Raw genomic sequence first — 21,324 nt, 5'->3', positions numbered from 1 at the left:
TTTTTATGCGTTTGTATTATCATTACTTTAAATCATTTTCCGCAGGAGGCAACATGAAATTTTCAACCGCTGTTTTCCTGATTTTTTGTTCGGGATTGATCAACGGGCAAGGGATCATAATTGACCACTCTTATGTTCATCCTGAAAGTATCCCGCAGATCTGGATAGATTCTGTGAAGACAAACTGTAAATGGCATTACGCGCACACGTCTCACGGAGGTCAGTTGACCATAGGATTGAATGATTATGAAGATCTGAATCCCTTTTTCAACGTGGCCATTGGTTCCTGTAACCTGCCTAATGTTCCGGGCGCTCTTTGTATCCACGACGGGCAGGTCAATCAGACCTACATCACTCCGGATCTGTATTGGCAGTCAACGGACGGCATGAACGCCACGAGAGCTGTACTGAGCGGAAATCCCTCTCTCAATTTTTCAGCGTGGTCGTGGTGCACGCAGATTGACGGATACAACGAAAGTCAGATTCAGGAATATTTGGACTCGATAACTCAACTCGAACTGGAATTTCCCGGAGTCACTTTTATTTACATGACAGGAAACGCTCAGGCGACAGGATCGAGCGGATACAACAGGTTTTTGAGAAACAATCAGATCAGGCAATATTGCATAGATAACAACAAGGTGCTGTTTGACTTCGCAGATCTCGATTGCTGGTGGTACAACGACACGACAGGTCTTTGGGAGCATAATGTTTACGTATACGACACACACCTCATTCCCGTCGAACACCCGGCATTCAACGGCAGTTACGGCGGGCACACGACCTATGCCAGCTGTCAGCAGAAAGGATATGCGGTCTGGTACATGTTCGCCGTTTTGAACGGATGGGAACCTTCTTCGGTTGAAGAGGGAGTTTTGTCTCCAGTAAACGATTTCCTGCAATGCAGAGTATTTCCGAATCCTTTTACGGATTATGCCGAGATCTCTTTTAATCTGAAAAAATCGGAATTCGTCGAAATTAAAATATTCAATGTTCTCGGGCGCTTTGTTCAAAGCATTTTCGAAGGATCTCTCGGAGAAGGAGATCATAGTTTTTCGTGGGACGGCACTTGCTCGGAATTGAAACCTGCTGAAAATGGAGTGTATTTTTATAAAATATTTGTATCAGGAAATGAAAGTTCTTTCGGAGAACTTATATATTTAAAGTAAATTTTCGAAAAATGAATTGTCAGTACCGGACCTCGTAAAGGAGTTCATTATGGGAAATGTTTTGATAATCAAAGGAACCTACAAAAAAGACGGTATGACTTCGGCACTCGTGGATAATTTCGCGAGAGGAATTAAAAGCGCAGATGAAAACGCCGAAGTCAAAATTGTCGATCTTCTCGATGCAAATGTCGCTTTCTGCCGCGGCTGCGAAGAGTGCATGAAGACCGAAGGGAAAATCGGCATTTGCTCTATAGATGACGACACGAAGGGAATCCTTGAAGACATGCTCGAATGCGATGTTCTGGTTTTTGCCACTCCGGTTTATGAAATGGGACCTACCGCCCTGATGAAAAGATTTTTAGAGAGAAATTATGCCGTACTGAAACCGGGCAAGGGATGGCCAAAAGGAAGGAACCCGAAAAGGAAAGATAAAAGAGGTGTCATCCTGCTTTCTTCCGGAGCGCCTTATCCTGTAAACGTAATATTCGGCATAACCGGTCACTCCATAAAAACACTAAAGTGGATTTGCAAACTATGGTCGTGCGGCAAAGTATGCTCACTTAAAGCCGGCGGAATGGAAAACAACGAAAAAACTAAAAACAAATTTACTGAAAAAGCATTCCAACTGGGTCGCAAGATCCAGAAAACGAGAAAAACCGCAGTCGTTTAAAGCGGGGACATCAAGCGCTTTTTTTAATCCTGAGGATTTGCTGCGTCGCTTCTTCTGTTGCGGCTGAATAGTGCTGGAACGCCATTGAATAACTCGCCCTTCCGCTGGTTTGATTGCGTAAGACCGTTGTGAAACCGAAAAGTTCCGACAAGGGCGCCTCGCAGGAAACGACGTTCAAACTGCCCTGAATATCTATTCCGTTTATTTTGCCTCTTTTTGAACCTACAAGTCCCGCAATAGAACCTACAAACTCTTCAGGCGTGTTTATTTCAATAAGCATTATCGGTTCGAGCAGGATTGGAGAGCACTTTCTGAAAGCGCTTTTAAAACACTCTCGGCCGGCCACTCTGAATGACATGTCAGATGAATCCACGGAATGGTAAGATCCGTCAATCAGTTCTGCTTTGACGTCCACGACAGGATATCCTGCCAATACTCCGTTTTGGAGAGCGTCTATGACCCCCTTTTCAATGGACGGGATGAACTCTTTCGGTATCCTTCCTTCTTTTATTTTGTTTATGAACTCGAAACCGCAACCCGGACCCGTCGGAGAAACTTTCATTTTTACGTGCGCGTATTGGCCCTTGCCTCCCGTCTGCTTGGAATATTTCAATTCTTCTACGATAGATTGAAGAATCGTCTCTCTGTATGCGACTTTTGGTTCGCCGGTCTCGATTTCAATACCGAACTCGTGTTTAAGCCTGTCTATTAAAACTTCAAGATGCAATTCTCCCATACCTGATATTACAACGTCTTTTGTTTCTTCATCAGTTTTGTAAATAAAAGACGGGTCTTCTTCGGCGAGTTTTGTCAATGACCTGGTAAGTGCATCGGTCTGGCTTTTTTCACTGTTCTTAATGGAAATTGACATTACCGGTGAAGGAAATTCTATTGATTCGAGAAGTATCGGATTTTCAGATTCTGAAAGAGTGTCTCCTGTGAAGGTGTCAGACAGCCCGACAGCCGCAGCAATATCGCCCGCGTATAAACAATCTACGCTTTCTCTCTGATTTGCATGCATCTGGAGTATTCTGCTCAGCCTTTCGCGCTTGTTGCGTGAGGAGTTGTAAATGTACGATCCCGCTTTCACAGAACCGGAATAAACTCTGAAATAGACGAGCTTTCCGACGTGCTTGTCTATTTGGATCTTGAACGCAAGGGCAGAAAAAGGTTCATCATCGTCGTTGTTTCTGAAAACTTCATTCCCTTCTCTGTCTGTTCCTTTTAAAGCAGGCATGTCTTTGGGGGAAGGTAGAAACATGTTTACTGCGTCGAGGAGCTTTCTCACTCCTTTGTTTTTGAAGGCGGATCCGCAAAGGGCGGGAACTATCTTGTTTGTGACGGTGGATTTTCGTATGGCCGAGATTATCTCTTCTTTTGTGAGGGAATCTTCATCGTGGAAATATTTGTCGAGAAGTATTTCGTCGTTTTCAACCGCTTTCTCGAGCATTATTTTTCTGTATTTGTTGGCGAGAGAAATCAAATCCTGTGGAATTTGTTCGACTTCGTATCTTTTGGCGTCTTTTTCGTCGGTGTAATAATACGCTTTCATTTCGACGAGGTCGACTACTCCTTTGAATTCAGATTCGGCTCCAATGGGTATCTGCAGAGGGATAACGTTAGCTTCCAACTGGTTTTCTATCTCTTCAATCACTTTGAAAAAATCTGCACCGATTCTGTCCATTTTGTTTACGAACGCAAGTTTCGGCACATTGTGTTTTTGAGATTGATGCCAAACCGCTTCGGATTGAGGTTCAACGCCGCCGACCGCGCAAAAAACTGCTATTGCTCCGTCGAGAACACGAAGGCTCCTTTCCACTTCTACAGTAAAATCTACATGACCCGGCGTATCTATGATGTTTATCCAATGATCTTCCCAGTGACAATGAGTAGAGGCTGCCGTTATGGTTATGCCTCTCTCCTGTTCCTGTTTCATCCAGTCCATGAGGGCTTCCCCGTTGTGGACTTCCCCAATTTTGTGAGATCTCCCCGTGTAAAAGAGAATTCTTTCAGTTAAGGTAGTCTTTCCGGCGTCTATGTGAGCCATTATGCCTATATTTCTTACTTTTTCCAACGCTATTATATCTGACATTTTATATACACCTTTCCGATGGCTGAGATTTAGAAAATACTGTGTGAGAAAATATTTTCGCAGGATCTTAATTCGTCCGGTTTTTTATCATAAAAAGAGAACAATTTCAAGTGCTTAAAAATAATAATTATTTATCCCGACTTATGCATTAAGTAACGCACCTTTTTCGAACTTGATAACTTATTCCCGAAACTATATTATTTTTGTTATAAACTCAGCGGAGGCGATATGCCTGAAATACCGGAAATTATATCAAGGGCAAAAGAGATGAACAGCGCTATTTGCGGAAGAAAAATTTTGTCCGCGGAAATATTCCAGCCTAAATGTCTCAATATGAATAAAGCAGAATTCCGAAGAAAATTAAAAAACGCCAATGTCATTAGAGTTTATCAAAGAGGCAAGTGGATATTCACTGAAACTGACAGAGGGTATCTTTTGATAAATCTCGGAATGGGCGGAGAAATTCTTTTGACTGAAGCAGACAAAATACCTTTGAAAAAACGAGCCGTTTTCGTGTTCTCCGGAGGAGTTTGCATTTCAGTGAATTTTTGGTGGTTTGGGTATATTCATTACGCAAAAAATGGAAAATTGTATAAACATAAAGAGACGGCAAAGCTGGGAATTGATGCGGATAAAATAACTTTTTCAGAGTTAAAAACTCGGCTCGAAGGAAGAAGAGGAAACATCAAATCATTTTTACTGGATCAGAAAAATATAGCCGGTATAGGGAATGCCTATATTCATGATATTTTGTTTTTTGCAAAATTGCATCCGAAAAATAATGTTCAAGTCCTTGACGAAATCCAAATAAAACATCTTCACGAAGGCATCAAAAAAGGACTAAAAAAAAGTATAAGAAAAGGTGGTGCTTTTTATGAAACAGACATCTTCGGAAAACCCGGCGGTTTTAAAAGAAAAGACATCGCCATAGGATACAGAAAAGGTGAAAAATGCCCTGTTTGCGGAGCGGCTATAGAAAAGATTAAAACAGGCTCGAACAGCTCTTTCATCTGTCCTGAATGCCAAAAAGAGTAAATGAAATATTTAATACCAAGGTTTATTGTCCGGCAAAACAAAGAGGGGCTTTGTTTCGGTGAATTTAATGCCGCCGCCATGTTTTTGGATGTAAAAGGATTCACTTCGATTTCTGAAAAACTTATGAAAGCCGGTAAAGAAGGAGCGGAAATTCTTTCGACCCTTCTTGAATCCATATTCAAACCGGTGACCAGAATGATATACGAAAGCGGAGGCTTCGTGACAGGTTTTGCCGGGGATGGTATAACGGCGGTATTCCCTGAAAATGAATGCTCTGTTTCAGCGGTTTTAGTTTGCGCTGAAAACATTAAAGGATTTGTCGTCGACAACGGACATGTGAGTACAAAATTTGGCGATTTTGAGTTTTCGATGAAAATCGGAATTTCACGGGGTAAAGTGGAATGGGGGACAATTGGAACTGTTTCAAACAGGACTTATTATTTCCGCGGAAATGCGATAGAAGGATGCGCCGATTCCGAAAAAAAGTGCAAACATACCGAATGTGTAATAGACAGAAACGTCTACGACGTTCTCGATAAAAACTGTATTGATACAGTTTCCTGCGGAGAAAAATATTTCGTCGTTAAAAAAGTGAATTCCGGAGTGACACCTCAAAAAGCCGAGGCGATTAAAACATTTGAAATTGAGCTGGCAAGAGAAATGTATTCGGGTTTTATTTCACGAGAACTTACAGAAATGCCTTACAGAGGAGAATTCAGGGAGATAACGGCAGTTTTTGTTTCTTTCAAAGGACAAGAGAAATACGATGAATTGAAAACTTATATAGAAGATGTACTCAAAAAGACCGAGGAATTCGGAGGCTTTTTCAGTTCTCTCGATTTCGGCGACAAGGGATGTAATTTCCTTGTGATATTCGGTGCTCCAAAATCTTTTGAAAATGACGAGAAACGGGCGATTGAATTCGCTTTATCTTTGAAAACAGATTCTACAAAAATTGGAATCAACAAAGGGACGGTATACGCGGGATTGATCGGTGATGACTTGAGGTGTAACTATTCATTTATCGGTGAGGCGGTTATTGTCGCTTCGAGGTTCATGCAAAAAGCCGAACCAGGAGGAATCCTGGTTTCAAAAAACATTCACGCTAAACTCAGCGAAGAATTTGAAATGGAATTTATCGGCGATGTCAGTTTGAAAGGGAAAATCACATTAACTGCAGCGTTCAAGCTTGTCGGAAAATTTCAAAAAAGAAAAAGAGCTGATGCAGGCGCTGAAATCGTGGGTAGAAAAGCGGAATCTGAAATTTTAATTAGGGCGTTCGATTCTCTGAAAGAAGGTAAGTTCGGAGGCGTAATCCACGTCACGGGAGAACCAGGCTCCGGAAAAACATTTCTCGTTAAGAAAATGACTGAAAATGTGAAAAAGGATGCAGACACATGGGTTTTTAACTGCGATCCCATTTTGAAAAAGGCGTTCAATCCGATCGTTTACTGCCTGAAAACCATTTTCAATCAGCTGGGTAACGAAGACGATTCATTAAAAGGTAACATCTTCGAAGACATTTTCGATTCTTTTGTCGCCAGGATCGCATCCATCGGGAAAAGACATTCGGCAGACGACATTCTGCAGGAACTGGAAAGAGGGAAAAATTTTATCGGAGCCCTTCTCAATCACACAACCGAAAACTCGGTTTATGAATTTCTCGATCCCAAACAAAGACACGAAAACACGCTTTTCGCAGTTAAATATTTATTGACGGCATTGAGCCTTCTAAAACCCGCGGTATTATTTGTTGACGATTTTCAATGGGTAGACGATGAATCTTACAGGTTTTTTGAAGTTTTAATGAGAGGGCTCGAAAGTTTTCCGATATGCGTGGTGATAGCGAGCAGACTGAATGATGACGGATCTCTGCCTCGCTTGATAGGCAAAGAAGGTTGGCCGACCCAGGAGATTAACCTGAAAGGACTTGACCCAACTGAATCCACGGAGATGATAAGGAACATACTTAAAAAAAATGTCTCTGAAAAAGCGATTGATATGATATTCGAAAAAACGCAAGGAAATCCTTTTTATCTGGATCAGTTTTGTCTTTATCTCAAAGAAAACAACTTTTTGAAGGAAGATAGAGAAGAATACACGCTCGAATCGGATGTCGCGGATGTTCCGGAAAACATCTCTTCCGTCATTGTCGCAAGAATAGACAGGCTTCCACTGAAAATCAAAGAAACGCTTCAGATTGCGAGCGTGCTTGGAAAAGAATTTGATAGAGAGATTCTTTTTTCCGTTTCCAGAGAAATAAACCAATTTGACAGGGATGATTTCGAAAATACTCTTCTTGATATCCGGAAAGAGAACCTGATTACCGATGTTCATGAAAAGAGATTTGCTTTTAAAAGTAATTTTCTCCGAGACGTAGTATACGAAATGCAATTGATATCAAGATTGAAATATATCCACGGAACCGCAGCCGATACTCTTGAGAAGATGTTCACCGGCAAGCCCGAATTTAGTTACGAAATTGCTTCCCATTATTATTATTCCGAAGAAAGATCAAAAGCGCTCGCAAATTACAGAGTGGCTTCGGATTATTTGTCAAAGGCATACAGAAACAGAGAAGCCATAGAGAGTCTGAACAAAATAATTGAATTGAGTGATAACGAAAACGAGAAAAGACTCACAGTTTTCAGCAGAGCAGAAATAGAATTTTTAGCAGGCGATTGGAAGAAACTGCTGTCTGATTTGATTTACCTGACAGAAGATGTGAAAGATAAACTTGATGCCGGCGCGTATTTAGATTCCATGAACAGGCTTGCGCAATTGTATCTTTACACGGGAAAAATCGACAGGGCTCTTGAAACAGCGGAACTTGGCCTGTCATATTGCGGCGTCAATGGAAGAGAAGACAAAAAAGAAATGTTTCTCGGAGTTTACGGACAGATATATTACCACAAAGGAGAATTCGACAAAGCGATGGGGTTTTACGAGAAGCAGAAAAAATGTCATCAAGCCTGCGAAGATAATAAAAAACTCTCTTTAGTGTCAGGAAACATCGGCTTGATCCATTGGAACAAAGGCGAGTTTGAAAAAGCAATTGATTGTTACAAAGAGCAAATTGAAATCTGTGAAAGCGAAAACGACATTTACAGTCTTAGCGTCGCATACTTGAACATGGGATCGGTATTTTTTCACAAGTCGGAAATAGATGAAGCCATGTTTTATTTTTCTAAAGCAAAAAATCTTTGCGAAAAAATGGGATACAAGAGAGTTTTGAGCGCCGCGATAGGAAACATCGGAGGCGCATACATGGAAAAGGGGAACACCGATAAAGCTTTTGAATATTATGCCAGAAAGAAAAAAATGTCGGTTGAACTTGGAGAAAAATCCGGGATAGGCCTGTCCGTGGGAAATATGGGCTGTATTTATATGGAGAAAGGCGAGTACGAAAAAGCGCTGGATTGTTTCAATGAAAAGCAGAAGGTTTGCGAAGAACTGGCAGACAGAAAAGGATTTGGATACGCTTTGGGTTTCAAAGGCGATCTGTACAGAAGGATTGGCAAATGGGACAAAGCCGCCGAATGCTACGATAACGTAATCAAAATGTGCTCAGAACTCGGATTTAAAATGGGCATTTTGTCCGGGATAGCCGGCGTCGGATACGTTTTAACAGAGAAAAAAGATTATTATAAAGCCCTGGAAAAGCTTAAAGAAGCGCTCTCATTGGAAAAAGAAATCGGGACAAAAATCTACCCTCTTTATTATTACGCGGGAATCTGTATTTCAGAACTTGATTCGTGCTGCGATTTAAAAAACGAGATAGACTCTTTGACCGGTTTAGGACTCGATCCGAAAGCGTATTTTGAATACTCGCTTGAACACATGAAAAAAGATTTTGATACGGTAGAATATGCGACGGCTTTGTCTAAATACGGCACATATTTAAAATCATTGGGAATTGCTGAAAAGGGAGAGGATTGTCAGAAAAGAGCTGAAGAAATAATATGTAAACTGCAGAAGAATTCATAGGACAAAGATAACGATGAAAATAATAACCAGATAAATCCTAATGAATTGTAAAAATGTTTTTATTATTAAAATATTGTGTAAATTATTTCTACACGAGTCTTGAAAAGAAGATAAAATTCTATTGTCGAAAAGAGTTACAACTGCGGAATTCCGCAATAATTTTATAGGATTGCAGTGAACATTATAAAGGTATATTTAACATAGAAACAGGAGGCTCGAATGAAAATAATATTATCTGCAACATTTATCTTCGCCGTCGTTGCCTCGATTTTTTCCATATATAGTGAAGGAATAACTGATGTGGTCGTAGAATATTCGGACCCGCACTTGCTGATCCTTAACGCACAAGTTGGAAGCATTGAAATAGGACAGAAAACAGCTGAAGGAAGGCTGTTTTCAACCGTTTTGATCCCATGCACTCATTCGTCAGGTGCAGTCGGAGAACCGTATATTCCTGTAATAAGAAAAATCGTTGAAGTGCCGCTGGGGGCGCAATGGTCAGTAACTGCATGGTCGGGAAATCAAAAACAAATATATCCTGATAACCAATTATATCCGGTTCAACCGTCACAAATAAAACTGATGCATTCAATCATTGATTTTACCATAGATGAAAGCGCTTATTTGCCTGATCGAATGTTCGGAGAAGCATTAGTGAGGGTTTCAGACAGTGGTTTTATTCGAGGACACAGATTTATAACAATAGAAGTGTTTCCTGTGTCTTATAATCCGGGAAAGAATGAAATAATTTACAGAAATGACATTGAGATTGTGATTGACCTGAGAGACAGCGATTTAACTTCAACTATTGAATCATACAGGAGATATGATAATCACCAATCGAGGAAATTTCTCGAATCATTCATGCTCAACTTCGGGGCATACGGTTTCGGTACAAAATTGCCCGAGAATCCTATAGGGTATCTGATAATCGCTCCGGATGAATATTTGCCTTATTTAGAAGAGTTCGTGGACTGGAAAAGACAAAAAGGCTACTTTGTGACGCTGACGGCCTTATCGTGTGTAGGTAAAACGGCAAATGAAATAAAATTGTATATTCAAAATGCCTATGATTATTGGGCGATACCTCCTCAATATGTACTGCTCGTCGGCGATGATTCCATTCCGGCTTTCACGGGTACTGTGACCGGAACAATAACGGATCATCCGTATTCCCTTATGAAGGGACAGGACATGATGCCTGATGTATGGACAGGCAGATGGCCTGTATCGTCAGTAGTTCAATTGAAAGCAATAGTTGATAAAACGCTGTTTTATGAAAATCCGGATTTATGGAATTCTGACAGTTCTTGGTGCAAACGGGTGGTTTTTATGGCAAGCACCGACAACCACACGATTTCTGAAGGAAGTCATCGTTGGGTGATTAACAATTATCTGGGACCGGATAATTTCATTTGTGATACTCTTTGGCACTATTACGGCGCAACCACGAGTCAGGTCAGCGACGCCTTCAACGGAGGGCGTTGTTTAGCAGTGTTTTCAGGACATGGAGGCGTATACGCCTGGTCGGATGGCCCCCCATTCACGCAGACGAATGTCAGTAATTTGACAAACATCAACCATTATCCGATCGTTCAGAGTTATGCTTGCACAAACGGGCAATGGTCTGCATCGGAATGTTTTGCGGAAACCTGGATTCGGGCTCAAGGAAAAGGAGCCGTGAGTTTTTGGGCGTCTTCTCCGGGATCTCTTTGGGCTGAAGACGACACGCTTGAAAGGTGGGTTTTTAAAGGTCTTTACGATTTGTCTCTGACGTCGGAAAAGGCTTTTTACGATTATGGCCTCCTTGGCGTTTATACATATGGGGGAACTTACGTTCAACCAAAATATTATTACGAGGGTTATAATTTATTCGGGGATCCGTCGATTGATGCCTGGACGGGATACCCTGAAGCGCTGAGTGTATCACACCCGGCAACAATTCCTGCAGGAAATCAAACGGTTCACGTGACTGTCATGAAGGAAGGGACGCCTTGCCAGAACGCTTTGGTTGCTTTGTCTGACGATAATTCAGTGTGGGCTGAATACACGGACGCCGCTGGAACGGTTGATATACAGGTGTCGGCTCTTAATTCGGTTTTATTGAACCTAATGGTATCCGGGCACAATCTTCATCCTTACTTTGGCAGTATTGAGGTGGCTGGTTCTTCAGTAGAGGAACAGCCGTCTCCTTGTGCCTGGAAGATGTCTGTATGCGGATCGGAAAGGTTAAAAATTTCTTACAGCATTGGAAACGAAGTGTTTGTGAATCTGTCTGTATTCGATGTTTCAGGAAGAGAGGTCAGGCAATTGGTCGATGAACGGCAATCCGCCGGAGATTATATTGTCAATTGGAATTATAACAGTGGATACTACACGAGTGTTTCGACAGGATTTTATTTTATTGTTTTAAAAGCCGGAGAATTCAGACTTACAGAAAAAGTTTTATTGATAAAATAGCATTTTGAACAGTAAAAGAAAACCAGGCAAACAAGGGATGTTATTTAGGATGTTTTTATGAAAGTGGTTTTTATTCACGGCAGGTCTCAGGAAAATAAAGATCCTGAGAAATTGAAAATAACGTGGATAAAAGCGCTGAAAAACGGACTGAAAAAAACAGGACTAAGTCTTCCGAAAGATGTCCTTTTTGAATTTCCTTACTATGGAAAAATTCTTGAAAAACATACATTAAGAAAAACAGTTCTGTCACGCCGTGAAAATTTATTGATAAAGGAAATCCTGTTTGAAATGGCGGAATTATCCGGTTTAATTGACTTTGTAAACACTGAAGAACCGCGGGATGATATTCAACAGAAAAGCATTTTTGCGAGTGAAACGGTCCAAAAGTTATTGAGGCTGTTTGAAAGAAATGTCGAAATAAGTTCTCTGATGCTTGATATTTTCACTCGTGATGTCGCCGCCTATCTTTCCGTGAGAAAATTAAGGGACGAAATTGACAATTTTGTTATGGAAATAATTGATTCGGACACAAAAACCGTAATAGGTCATTCTCTCGGCTCCGTGATAGGTTATGAAGCATTAAGGAAAAAGGGTAAAAATCACAGAAGTATTAGCCTTTTCGTAACCGTCGGCTCCCCTCTGGGTTTATCATCAATAAAAAAATGTCTCTCAAAACCGCTTAAAATGCCGGATTGCGTTGAAAAATGGCTTAATGTTTACGACGAACGTGATTTTATAGCACTGAAGAAACTTGACAAGTACGTTTTTCCGATAACACCGGAAATAATGAACCTGTCCGAAGTAAAAAACGACAGCGGTAATCATCATGGAATTGAGGAATATCTCAACGATAAAACCGTGGCAGAACAAATTTTCAAATCCCTTGTTTGATGCGATTGAAATTATAAATTTGAATTTATGATTGATATTGTAGGCATTTGTAGTATAATCCGGCAGATAAATTTTAGGGACAAAGAAGATATTATTCCTTTTTGTTAATTTCCATAAAAATCCAATCCAGAGGGAAAAATGCAGAGATTGAAAAAATTCAGGCAACTCGGGCTTTCCGAGGAAACAATTGAAGCGATAATTCAGAAAGGCTTCGAAGAACCGACAGAGATTCAAATCCTTACGATACCTAAATTGCTGTCGGGAGACAAGGATCTGGTCGGACAGGCGCAGACTGGGACGGGAAAGACGGCGGCTTTCGGCCTGCCTATAATAGAGAAGATAAGATGCGATAAAACAGTACAGGCTCTCGTGGTCACGCCGACGAGAGAGCTCGCTCTTCAGGTGTCAGAAGAATTGAGTTCGCTCAAGGGCAAAAAGAAAATTGCCGTGGTTCCCATTTACGGAGGCCAGTCAATAGAAGAACAGTTCAGACGCCTCAGAAAGGGAGCCGAGATAATCGTCGGAACGCCCGGAAGGATAATCGATCATCTTAAAAGAAAAACAATCGACCTGTCCGAAATCGAGTTGCTCGTCATAGATGAAGCTGATGAAATGCTTAATATGGGTTTTGCCGACGAAATGGAAGAGATACTGAAACACACAAATCCCGGTAAAAGAACGCTTATGTTTTCAGCGACTATGCCTGACAGGATAATGAATGTAGTCAACTCCTACATGAAAGATCATGAAATTATAAGAATTAAAAAGGACCAGCTTACAACGAGCCTTGCCGATCAGATATATTTTGAGGTGAGGGAAGCCGACAAAGTTGAAGCGCTTTGCAGAATTATTGATTTTGAAGAGGAGTTTTACGGACTGATCTTCTGCAGAACGAAAAAGGACGTCGATTTTCTGACGTCACGCCTCAATGACAGAGGGTACGACGCGGAAGGCCTCCACGGGGATATATCGCAGGCACAGAGAGAAAAGATTCTCGCCAGGTTCAAGCGTCGTCAGATAAATCTTCTCGTTGCCTCGGACGTCGCTGCGAGGGGTTTGGACGTTTTCAACATCACACACGTAATAAATTTTTCTCTGCCTCAGGACCCTGAATCTTATGTACACAGAATCGGCAGAACAGGAAGAGCGGGAAACAGGGGAACTGCGATAACGTTCGTGACTCCGTATGAATACAGGAAGCTTGTGTTTATTAAAAAGATTGCCAAAACACAAATACGCAAAGCCGAAATACCCAAAGTTGACGAGGTGATGAAGGAAAAGCAAAAGAGAATAAGAAAAGAACTTGAAAAAGCAATCCAAAAAGATACCGACGGAACTTACTTCAGTTGGGCGGAAGAGTTGATTTCCAAGCACGGTGCTTCAAAAACTGTGTCCGCGCTTCTCAAATTGTCTTTTAACGAGAAGCTCGACCCGAGTGTCTATTCCAATATCGATGAAAAACAGACAGGAAAAAGATCAAAAGATTACTCCGTTGACGATCAGGGCACTACAAGGTTGTTTGTTTCAATCGGGAAAAAAGACGGAATTACGCCAAAGAAACTTGTGCAAATTCTGAAAAAAACTGTAAATATTCACGACAGGAACATAAACGACGTCGAAGTTTTCGAAAGTTTTTCATTTGTCACTGTGCCGTTTTCTTCTGCGGAGGAGATAGTCAGGAAGTTTTCAGTTAAAATAAAAGGAAGAAAAGCTTCAGTCTCTCATGCCAAAGACAAAAAATCTGTTTAAAGTAGTTTTTCCCGGAGTATTGTCCTTAAAGTCCCTTTCTTATATACTACTCATTTATAACGGAAATCCGAAAACTGCGAATTAAAATCTAACAGGAAAAGAAAATGGATAAAAACCGTCTTATATTGGTAGTCAACACCGGATCGACGACCACTAAATGCTCTCTTTTCAAACAAAATGGTGACGCGATAGAAATTGAGACAGCATCAGTCTTTGAGCATTCCGATGATATCATCCACAAGTATCCGACAATTTCCGCACAAGTAGACTTCAGAGAAGAGCTGGTACGAAAATTCGTAGATGGATCCCTGGCTGAAAATGAATCCGTGGCGGCAGTAGGCGCTATAGGAGGCATGCTTCCGCCTGTTCCGAGCGGAGTGATAGAATTAAACGCCGAACTCGCCGATTTCAGCCTCAACCGCCCCGTCTATCAGCACGCTTCTAATCTCGCGGCTCCGATTGCGCACAGATTGTCGTTGTCTTTAAAATCACCTTCTTATGTAGTAGACCCGGTGGGTGTCGATGAAATAAACCCGATTGCGAGGATTTCAGGATGCCCTGAATTTCCCCGTTTTTCATTTGTGCACGCTTTAAACATAAGGGCAACAGTGAGGAAACTGGCGAAAGAACTTGACAAAGAGTTCAACGAAATGAGATGCGTCGTGTGCCATCTCGGAGGCGGTTTTTCCATAGCGCCTCTCGAGGGGGGTAAAATTATTGACAGTGACAACAGGATGGAAGGAGCTCCATTCACGCCTGAAAGGGCGGGTGGAATCCCTCCAATTCCTCTTCTCGAAGCTTGTTTTTCAGGTAAATACACAAGAGATCAGCTTCATAAAAAATTATACGGAGCCGGAGGTATATACGCTTACCTCGGGACAAAAGACATCAGGGAAGTTGTCAGAAGGATAAATGATGGCGACGAGTTCGCAAAATTCATTTACGACGCGATGATCTATCAGATTTGCAAAGAAATAGGCTCGATGGCGTCTGTTCTCGATTTTGATCTCAACGGAATAATAGTCACGGGCGGAGTCGCGAAAGAATGCTATCTAACGAGTGAAGTGACCCGCAAATGTTCGAAACTCGGGAGAGTTTATGTTTATCCCGGAGAGAACGAAAACAAGGCGATAGCGACTAGCGTTTTCCTCGTGCTGACCGGAAAAGATAAATCTATGAAATGGCCCCAATGTATTATTAAAAACGAAGACACTGATCCTATGATAACATTCAAAAAATCGAATCAATAATTTCCGGAGGAGTGTTTTGAGTATAAAAAATTTCAATGAACTTGGAGAGGCTGTCGGTAAACTGCCTCCCGTGGCGTTAGCCGTCGCGGCAGCGCAGGACGAGGAGGTCATAGGCAGTCTCAAAATTGCCGTGGAAAAAGGATTTGTAGGTAAGTGTTTTCTCGCGGGCGACAAAATGAATATAGAAAAACGCCTCGTTAAAGTCTTTACCGCAATGAAGAACATCGAGTTGATGGAAGCTTCCAGCGACAAAGAAGCGGCGGTTCTCGCCGTGAAGGCAGTCAGGGAAGAAGGGGCGGAAATCCTCGTCAAAGGCAGTCTTAAATCGGAATTGTATTTGAAAGCAATACTTGACAAAGAAACAGGTATAAAAGCTTCTTCAGTTCTGTCCAACCTCAGCCTTTTCGAAATGGAAAGTTACCATAAATTCTTCGCTGTCAGCGACAACGCAATTGTCATTTGTCCATCGCTCGAAGAAAAAAAAGCCATAATAGAAAACACAAAACGACTTTGGGATTCCCTGGGTGTGAAAGAAGTCAAAGTTGCGGCGCTCGCCGCTGTAGAAACAGTCAATTCTAAAATGCAGGCGACACTCGACGCCGCGGTGCTACAGGTAATGTCCGCAAGGGGACAACTGAAAGGTTTTGTCGTGGAGGGGCCTCTCGGCTACGACGCCGCCATAAACAGAGAATGCGCCATACACAAGGGATTGAAGGATTCGGTGGTGTGCGGTGATCTTGATTTCATTCTCGCCCCAAATCTCGAAACGGCAAATTCCCTCGGTAAAAGCTACAAGTTTCACGGAGGAGCGACATGGGGGGGGATGGTTTTCGGAGCAAAAGTACCGTGTGTTTTGAATTCGAGATCTGATGACGAACAAAACCGTTTCAATTCGCTTCTCATCGCGAGAGCTATAGTACACGGAGAGTCTCTTTTCAATCTTAAGGAGAAAAAATGAGTATTTACGCGCTGATCATTCTGATTTATTTTGTGATCATTGTATTGATAGGCCTTTTGACGAAAAAAGTCGCGAGCAAATCCATGGCCGACTTTCTGGTTGCGGGTAGAAATCTCGGATTGATTGTCTGCGCCGTTGTCGTCGCCGCCGAGTGGCTAGGAGGAATGAGTACGATAGGCGTCAGCGAAAAAGCATTTAAAACCGGTTCTCTTCAACCGATATTTTATAACATCGCTACTGCCGCAGGAATGATAATAATCGGTTTTACCGTAGCCGTACATTACAGAAGGAAAAGCGTGCACACGGTCAGCGAGATGATAGATTCTCTTTTCGGATCTCAAGCGCGAACAGTTTCGGCTATAGCTTTCCTAATAGCATATATTATTCTGACTTATGTTCAGCTTCAAACCTGTTCGAGCGTCATGGCTCCTCTTTTCGGAATTGACTGGATATGGGCTGTACTTATCTCATCGGTCATCATAACAATTTACACCTATTTCGGAGGAATGCATGCTTTGGCCGTAACCGGAATAGTTTACCTCGTGACAATGTTCGGAGGTCTGGGAACCGCGTTTGTCATAGGACTTGTTAAAGTAGGCGGCCTGGTGAATCTTCACGACACACTGGTGGCTGGAGGCGCTCCCAACAACTTGTACAATCCTTTCAGCGCCGGTGTCAGCGACGCTTTTGCTCTGCTCCTCGGAGGAGTGCTAGGCGGAATGGCCGCGCAGGCGAGTATCCAGCCGATATTCGCAGCGAGGAATGTAAAAACAGCCAGATGGGCTTCGGTCCTGGCGGGATTTATTGTGGCGCCTTTCGGAATAATGGCGGCATTTTTGGCTCTTTACGCTAAAACCGGAGCGTTTTTCGACACGAGCACTGTAAAAGCCAATGAAATACTGCCGACACTTCTGCAAACACCAGCTTTCATCCATCCTGTCCTCGGCGGAATCGCTTTAGCCGGTGTAATCGCGGCCATCCTTTCAACAGTCGGTCCTGTTAATTTTGCAGTTGTCACTATCGCGGCAAAAGACATATATCACGGAATAATAAACAAAAAGGCCGACGATAAAAAAGTCGTTTCGACTGCGAGAAAACTCGTCATACTCGTGAATCTGATAACAGTTCCCCTGGCAATTCTTTTAAGGGGCGCGATCCTCGATACGGCTTACATTTCCTATGCTATAAGAGCGATAGGAGCCATCGTCATTCTGATGGGGCTTTACATGAGGGGATGGATCACGCCGTTGGGAGTAAAACTGTCGTTCATCATTGGAACCTTCGTGATCTTTCTGACCCTTCTGGCAAAACAATTGAACTGGTTTACTGTGGATAAAACATACAGCGCCGTCGTTACGACTATAGTCATAATAATTTTATGCACTGCTTTCGATAAAATATTCGGCGGCGGGAAAAAAGCTGCGAAGTGAGGCGGATATGAAGGAACAACGGAAAACAGCGAAAAGACATTTTATTGACGGATCGAGAATTATTATCGAGTCGGTTGTCAGAACGGGCGCAGACGTATTCGTCGGATATCCGATAACTCCAGCAAATCTTCTGTATTTATATTCGAGCAGACGTTTTCCGACAGTTCTTCCCGCACCGGACGAAATCACGACTCTGCAGTGGATGTCAGGTTTTTCTTCAACCGGAAAGCTTCCCGTAACTGCTACTTCCTATCCGGGACTCGCTCTAATGGTCGAATCAATTGGGATGGCTTTCATGATGGAATTGCCTATGGTGATAATGCTCGTTCAGAGACTCGGCCCCGCGACTGGTTCAGCAACTTGCGGAGCGCAGGGGGACCTGCTTCTTCTCAACGGAATAAATTCTGGCGGATATCCGGTTCCGACTTTCTGTATTTCAAGTCTCGAAGACTGCTGGTCGCTTCCTTCTGAAGCTGTAAAAACGGCTTTGAAACTGAGAACGCCGGTTGTCCTTCTCACGTCGAAAGAAATGGTTATGACCTTGCAGGACTTCGATGTCAGTTCACTGCAGGATATTGACCTTATAAAAAAAGAATATTACCAGGGCAAAGATGAATACATGCCGTATATGCCGAAAGATGACCTGGTTCCGCACTTTCTGAGCGTTGGAAACACTGACCATCAGGTGAGGATCACTGCTTCTACGCACGATCGCAAAGCGGCCCTTCAGCACTCCACTCCTGAGGCGATCTCAAACACTAAACGGTTGAGAGAGAAAACAGTCATTAATTTAAAGAGCTACACCCATTACGAATACGAAGAGGACGGAGAAGAGAGCCTCGTTTTTGCCTTCGACATCACTTCTTTTGCTGCGAGAGAGGCGGTCAAAACGCTTAGATCGCTCGGAAGAAAGGTCTCACTCCTCGTGGCCAAGACTCTTTTTCCGGTTCCGGATGAATACATTGAAATCATCCAAAAGCATAAAAAAACTGTCATCGCGGAGGAAAATCTTGCGGGCCAATACAGAGAAGTGCTTTTTGGCAGGGCTGGAAGAAAGGGGGTTACGGGAGTAAACGCCATAGGAAGGATGATAACTCCCGACGAAATCGTTGAAGAGGTGTCAAGATGAACAAAGAATTCATATCGACTGAGAACATGCCGTTCTGTAAAGGATGCGGGCACGGCACCGTCGCGGGAAACATTGAAAAGGCTTTCGGAAGAATGGAAGGCTTAAACCCTCTCGATGTTGTGGTGGTTACTGATATCGGTTGTATTGGTATTATAGACAAACAGTTCAGGACTCACACAGTCCACGGGCTTCACGGAAGATCCCCTGCTCTAGCCGCAGGCATTGCCATGGGTCTTTCCGGTAAAAAGAAGAAGGTTTTGGCTCTTCTGGGGGATGGAGGCGCGACTATAGGACTCCAACATATTATAGAAGCGGCGCACAGGAACATAAACATGACCGTGATCGTGCACAACAACATGCTCTATGGCATGACAGGCGGTCAGCCCTCGGGATTGACTCCCTGCGGTTTCAAGACTCCGATTATGCCTGATGGGAAGCCGATGAAAGGCCTAGACTTGTGCAAACTCGTGCACGAAGCGGGAGCTCCTTACGCGAGAAGGCTGATAGCCATAGGAGATTTTTCCGACGCTATTTCCGAAGCGTTCAACGTAAAAGGATTTTCTTTCATAGAAGCGATGGAAATTTGTCCGAGTTACGGATTGAAATACAATCCGACGAGAAAACTGCAGGAAATAGCCAAAGAAGCCGGACTTGAAATAAAGCTTTATGAAAATAAACCGGAGTTTTCAGAAAATGTCTACGCAGTCAGGAAAAACCTTGGGTCCCTTTTCGACGAAGAGAAACCCGTCGCCGTGACTCATGAATCAGGTCTCAAAAAAAGGTTTTCTGTAATTTTATCGGGCTCGGCGGGAGAGGGAATTCAATCCGCCGCCGAACTTCTTGCCAAAGCCGCTATGTCCTGCGGACTTTCTTCGACGAAAAAAGGGACTTATCCTGTGACTGTTGGAGTCGGGTTTTCCACCTCCGAAGTGATAATTTCGCCCGAACGGATACTTTTTACCGGCATTCCAACCCCTGATGCGGTCATCGCCGTATCCAGGGACGGATTGACGAAAGTAAAAAGCGTCATTGAATCTATGAAAGGCGGGAATGTGTTTTTAGACTCCAGCCTGACAGCGCCGAAGACAGAGGCGGAAGTTATGACAAAAGATTTCAGGACTCCTTTCGGCGCAAAAAGCGCCGTTCTTTACGCTTTATTTTATTTTCTCAGTGACAGCAAGATTATTCCTTTGGAAGCATTGTCCGACCAGGTAAATGTGACGGGTTTAAGCAAGAAAATAGATACGGAAAAAATTATTTCAACTTTGACGAAATAAGATTTACGCGTGTTTTATGTGTTGATAAACCTCCTTGTTTGGAAGTAAAATAAATTATAAAAACAAGGAGGTTTTCATGAAATCAAAAATGTCTTTTGTATTGTTCTTTGCGGTATGCTTTTCTCTGACGGCACAGATCACAATTGATTATTCCGAGATTCCCATGAACGCAGGACTTTCATGGGCGACTTGCGGCGACGATTCGGCAACGGTGACCGTCGGAACTCTTGGAGGTCCTCAGACTTGGAATTTTACTTACCTGGCTACCATGGATTTGGCACATCATAGGTTGATAACACCTTCTTCTGCTCCTTCTTTTTCTCTATTCCCAACGGCTACGAAAGTCGAGTTCATTCAGGATGAATTATACTCATCGGATTCGGAGTTCATATATTTTGAAATAATACCTTCCAGTTTCAGAACACTCGGCTTTGAATATATCGATCCAACGGAACACATAGTGATGTCGATAGATCAAATGCAGTTTGACTTGCCTTTAGACTACCTCGATTCGACAAATTTTTACAATTTTGACACGATGTTTGACTCAGGTCCAATGGTCACGACGATGGAGACCAGAATAAGGGCTATTGTCGACGCCTATGGGACTGTCATAATCCCGATGGGGTCATATCCATGTCTAAGAATCAGGCAAATGGAAACGACAATAAGCACAATGTATTTCAACAGCGTCCCTGTATATGTAGACACCAGTTATTCAATAATTTATACGTGGTTGAGTGAAAATCTTCCGGAACTCGTGAATATAACTTCCTGCGAAAACGACACAAACCTTTATTTCACGGTTGCTGATTACACCGACATGTTCGCACAGTTCACGGGTGTTGAAGAAGAGCCCGTGGAAGAGACTATCTCGGCCTGCTTCCTGAGCAGAGGTCAGGGCAATAACTATGTTCTCGCATTTGAGAATGCAGAAAACGCATTGTTTGAACTCGTTGACCTTTCGGGCAGAAAGATAAAAGAACAGAGGATATCCGGATCAGGTTCTTTGAGAATCGATACGGAGTCATCGGGAGTGTTCTTCGTCAGAGTCAGGGGAAAGAATATAGACTTTTCAGGCAAAATCAATTTGTTTTAAAACTGTTTATTTCTGTCTTTCGTGAAATGCTAAATCACTTTCAGTGAATTAGCAGCGCAGCGATTATTCTCGGCTTTTCGTGGTGGATATATTTTCTTCTTTTATTTCTGAATCTAATTAAAGACCAA

At 42.6% G+C, this 21,324-nt stretch carries 14 protein-coding genes; 13 read left to right on the top strand and 1 reads right to left on the bottom strand.

Annotation, left to right across the window (positions count from 1 at the left end):
• The first annotated feature begins 53 nt into the window (after positions 1 to 53).
• Positions 54 to 1,169, top strand: a complete 1,116-nt coding sequence (locus tag JXL83_00705; GenBank protein MBN2362631.1) for a T9SS type A sorting domain-containing protein — start codon at positions 54 to 56, stop codon at positions 1,167 to 1,169.
• Positions 1,170 to 1,218: 49 nt separating this feature from the next.
• Positions 1,219 to 1,839, top strand: a complete 621-nt coding sequence (locus tag JXL83_00700) for a flavodoxin family protein (GenBank protein MBN2362630.1) — start codon at positions 1,219 to 1,221, stop codon at positions 1,837 to 1,839.
• Between the two features lie 10 nt (positions 1,840 to 1,849).
• On the opposite strand, the gene fusA is transcribed toward JXL83_00700, so the two are convergent.
• Positions 1,850 to 3,931, bottom strand: coding sequence for an elongation factor G (gene fusA / locus JXL83_00695; protein ID MBN2362629.1), 2,082 nt, complete (start codon positions 3,929 to 3,931; stop codon positions 1,850 to 1,852).
• Between the two features lie 228 nt (positions 3,932 to 4,159).
• Between fusA and JXL83_00690 the strand changes: the two genes are divergently transcribed.
• From JXL83_00690 to JXL83_00640, 11 genes are all read left to right on the top strand, one after another.
• Positions 4,160 to 4,966, top strand: a complete 807-nt coding sequence (locus JXL83_00690) for an Fpg/Nei family DNA glycosylase (GenBank protein ID MBN2362628.1) — start codon at positions 4,160 to 4,162, stop codon at positions 4,964 to 4,966.
• Positions 4,967 to 8,953: a tetratricopeptide repeat protein gene (locus tag JXL83_00685; protein MBN2362627.1), complete on the top strand. Its 3,987-nt coding sequence runs from the start codon at positions 4,967 to 4,969 to the stop codon at positions 8,951 to 8,953.
• Positions 8,954 to 9,172: 219 nt separating this feature from the next.
• Positions 9,173 to 11,413, top strand: coding sequence for a hypothetical protein (locus JXL83_00680; GenBank protein ID MBN2362626.1), 2,241 nt, complete (start codon positions 9,173 to 9,175; stop codon positions 11,411 to 11,413).
• Between the two features lie 57 nt (positions 11,414 to 11,470).
• On the top strand, positions 11,471 to 12,304 hold the full coding sequence (locus JXL83_00675) for a hypothetical protein (GenBank protein MBN2362625.1): 834 nt from the start codon (positions 11,471 to 11,473) through the stop codon (positions 12,302 to 12,304).
• A 138-nt stretch (positions 12,305 to 12,442) separates the two neighbouring features.
• On the top strand, positions 12,443 to 14,053 hold the full coding sequence (locus JXL83_00670; GenBank protein ID MBN2362624.1) for a DEAD/DEAH box helicase: 1,611 nt from the start codon (positions 12,443 to 12,445) through the stop codon (positions 14,051 to 14,053).
• A gap of 104 nt (positions 14,054 to 14,157) precedes the next feature.
• Entirely contained in the window at positions 14,158 to 15,303 is a 1,146-nt protein-coding gene (buk, locus tag JXL83_00665; GenBank protein MBN2362623.1) for a butyrate kinase, read from the top strand.
• A gap of 16 nt (positions 15,304 to 15,319) precedes the next feature.
• Positions 15,320 to 16,261 carry a phosphate butyryltransferase gene (locus JXL83_00660; GenBank protein MBN2362622.1) on the top strand — a complete coding sequence of 314 codons (942 nt, stop codon included), beginning with the start codon at positions 15,320 to 15,322 and terminating at the stop codon, positions 16,259 to 16,261.
• Positions 16,258 to 17,691, top strand: coding sequence for a sodium:solute symporter family protein (locus JXL83_00655; GenBank protein MBN2362621.1), 1,434 nt, complete (start codon positions 16,258 to 16,260; stop codon positions 17,689 to 17,691). The genes JXL83_00660 and JXL83_00655 overlap by 4 nt, the downstream gene beginning before the upstream one ends.
• Before the next feature lie 7 nt (positions 17,692 to 17,698).
• Positions 17,699 to 18,820 carry a hypothetical protein gene (locus tag JXL83_00650; protein MBN2362620.1) on the top strand — a complete coding sequence of 374 codons (1,122 nt, stop codon included), beginning with the start codon at positions 17,699 to 17,701 and terminating at the stop codon, positions 18,818 to 18,820.
• Positions 18,817 to 20,097, top strand: coding sequence for a 2-oxoacid:acceptor oxidoreductase family protein (locus JXL83_00645; protein MBN2362619.1), 1,281 nt, complete (start codon positions 18,817 to 18,819; stop codon positions 20,095 to 20,097). The genes JXL83_00650 and JXL83_00645 overlap by 4 nt, the downstream gene beginning before the upstream one ends.
• A gap of 76 nt (positions 20,098 to 20,173) precedes the next feature.
• Positions 20,174 to 21,196, top strand: a complete 1,023-nt coding sequence (locus tag JXL83_00640) for a T9SS type A sorting domain-containing protein (protein MBN2362618.1) — start codon at positions 20,174 to 20,176, stop codon at positions 21,194 to 21,196.
• The last annotated feature ends 128 nt before the right edge of the window (positions 21,197 to 21,324 follow it).

The organism is candidate division WOR-3 bacterium (assembly GCA_016934535.1).
Classification (GTDB): domain Bacteria; phylum SDB-A; class SDB-A; order SDB-A; family SDB-A; genus JAFGIG01.
This window is presented reverse-complemented; position numbering and strand designations above follow the sequence as displayed.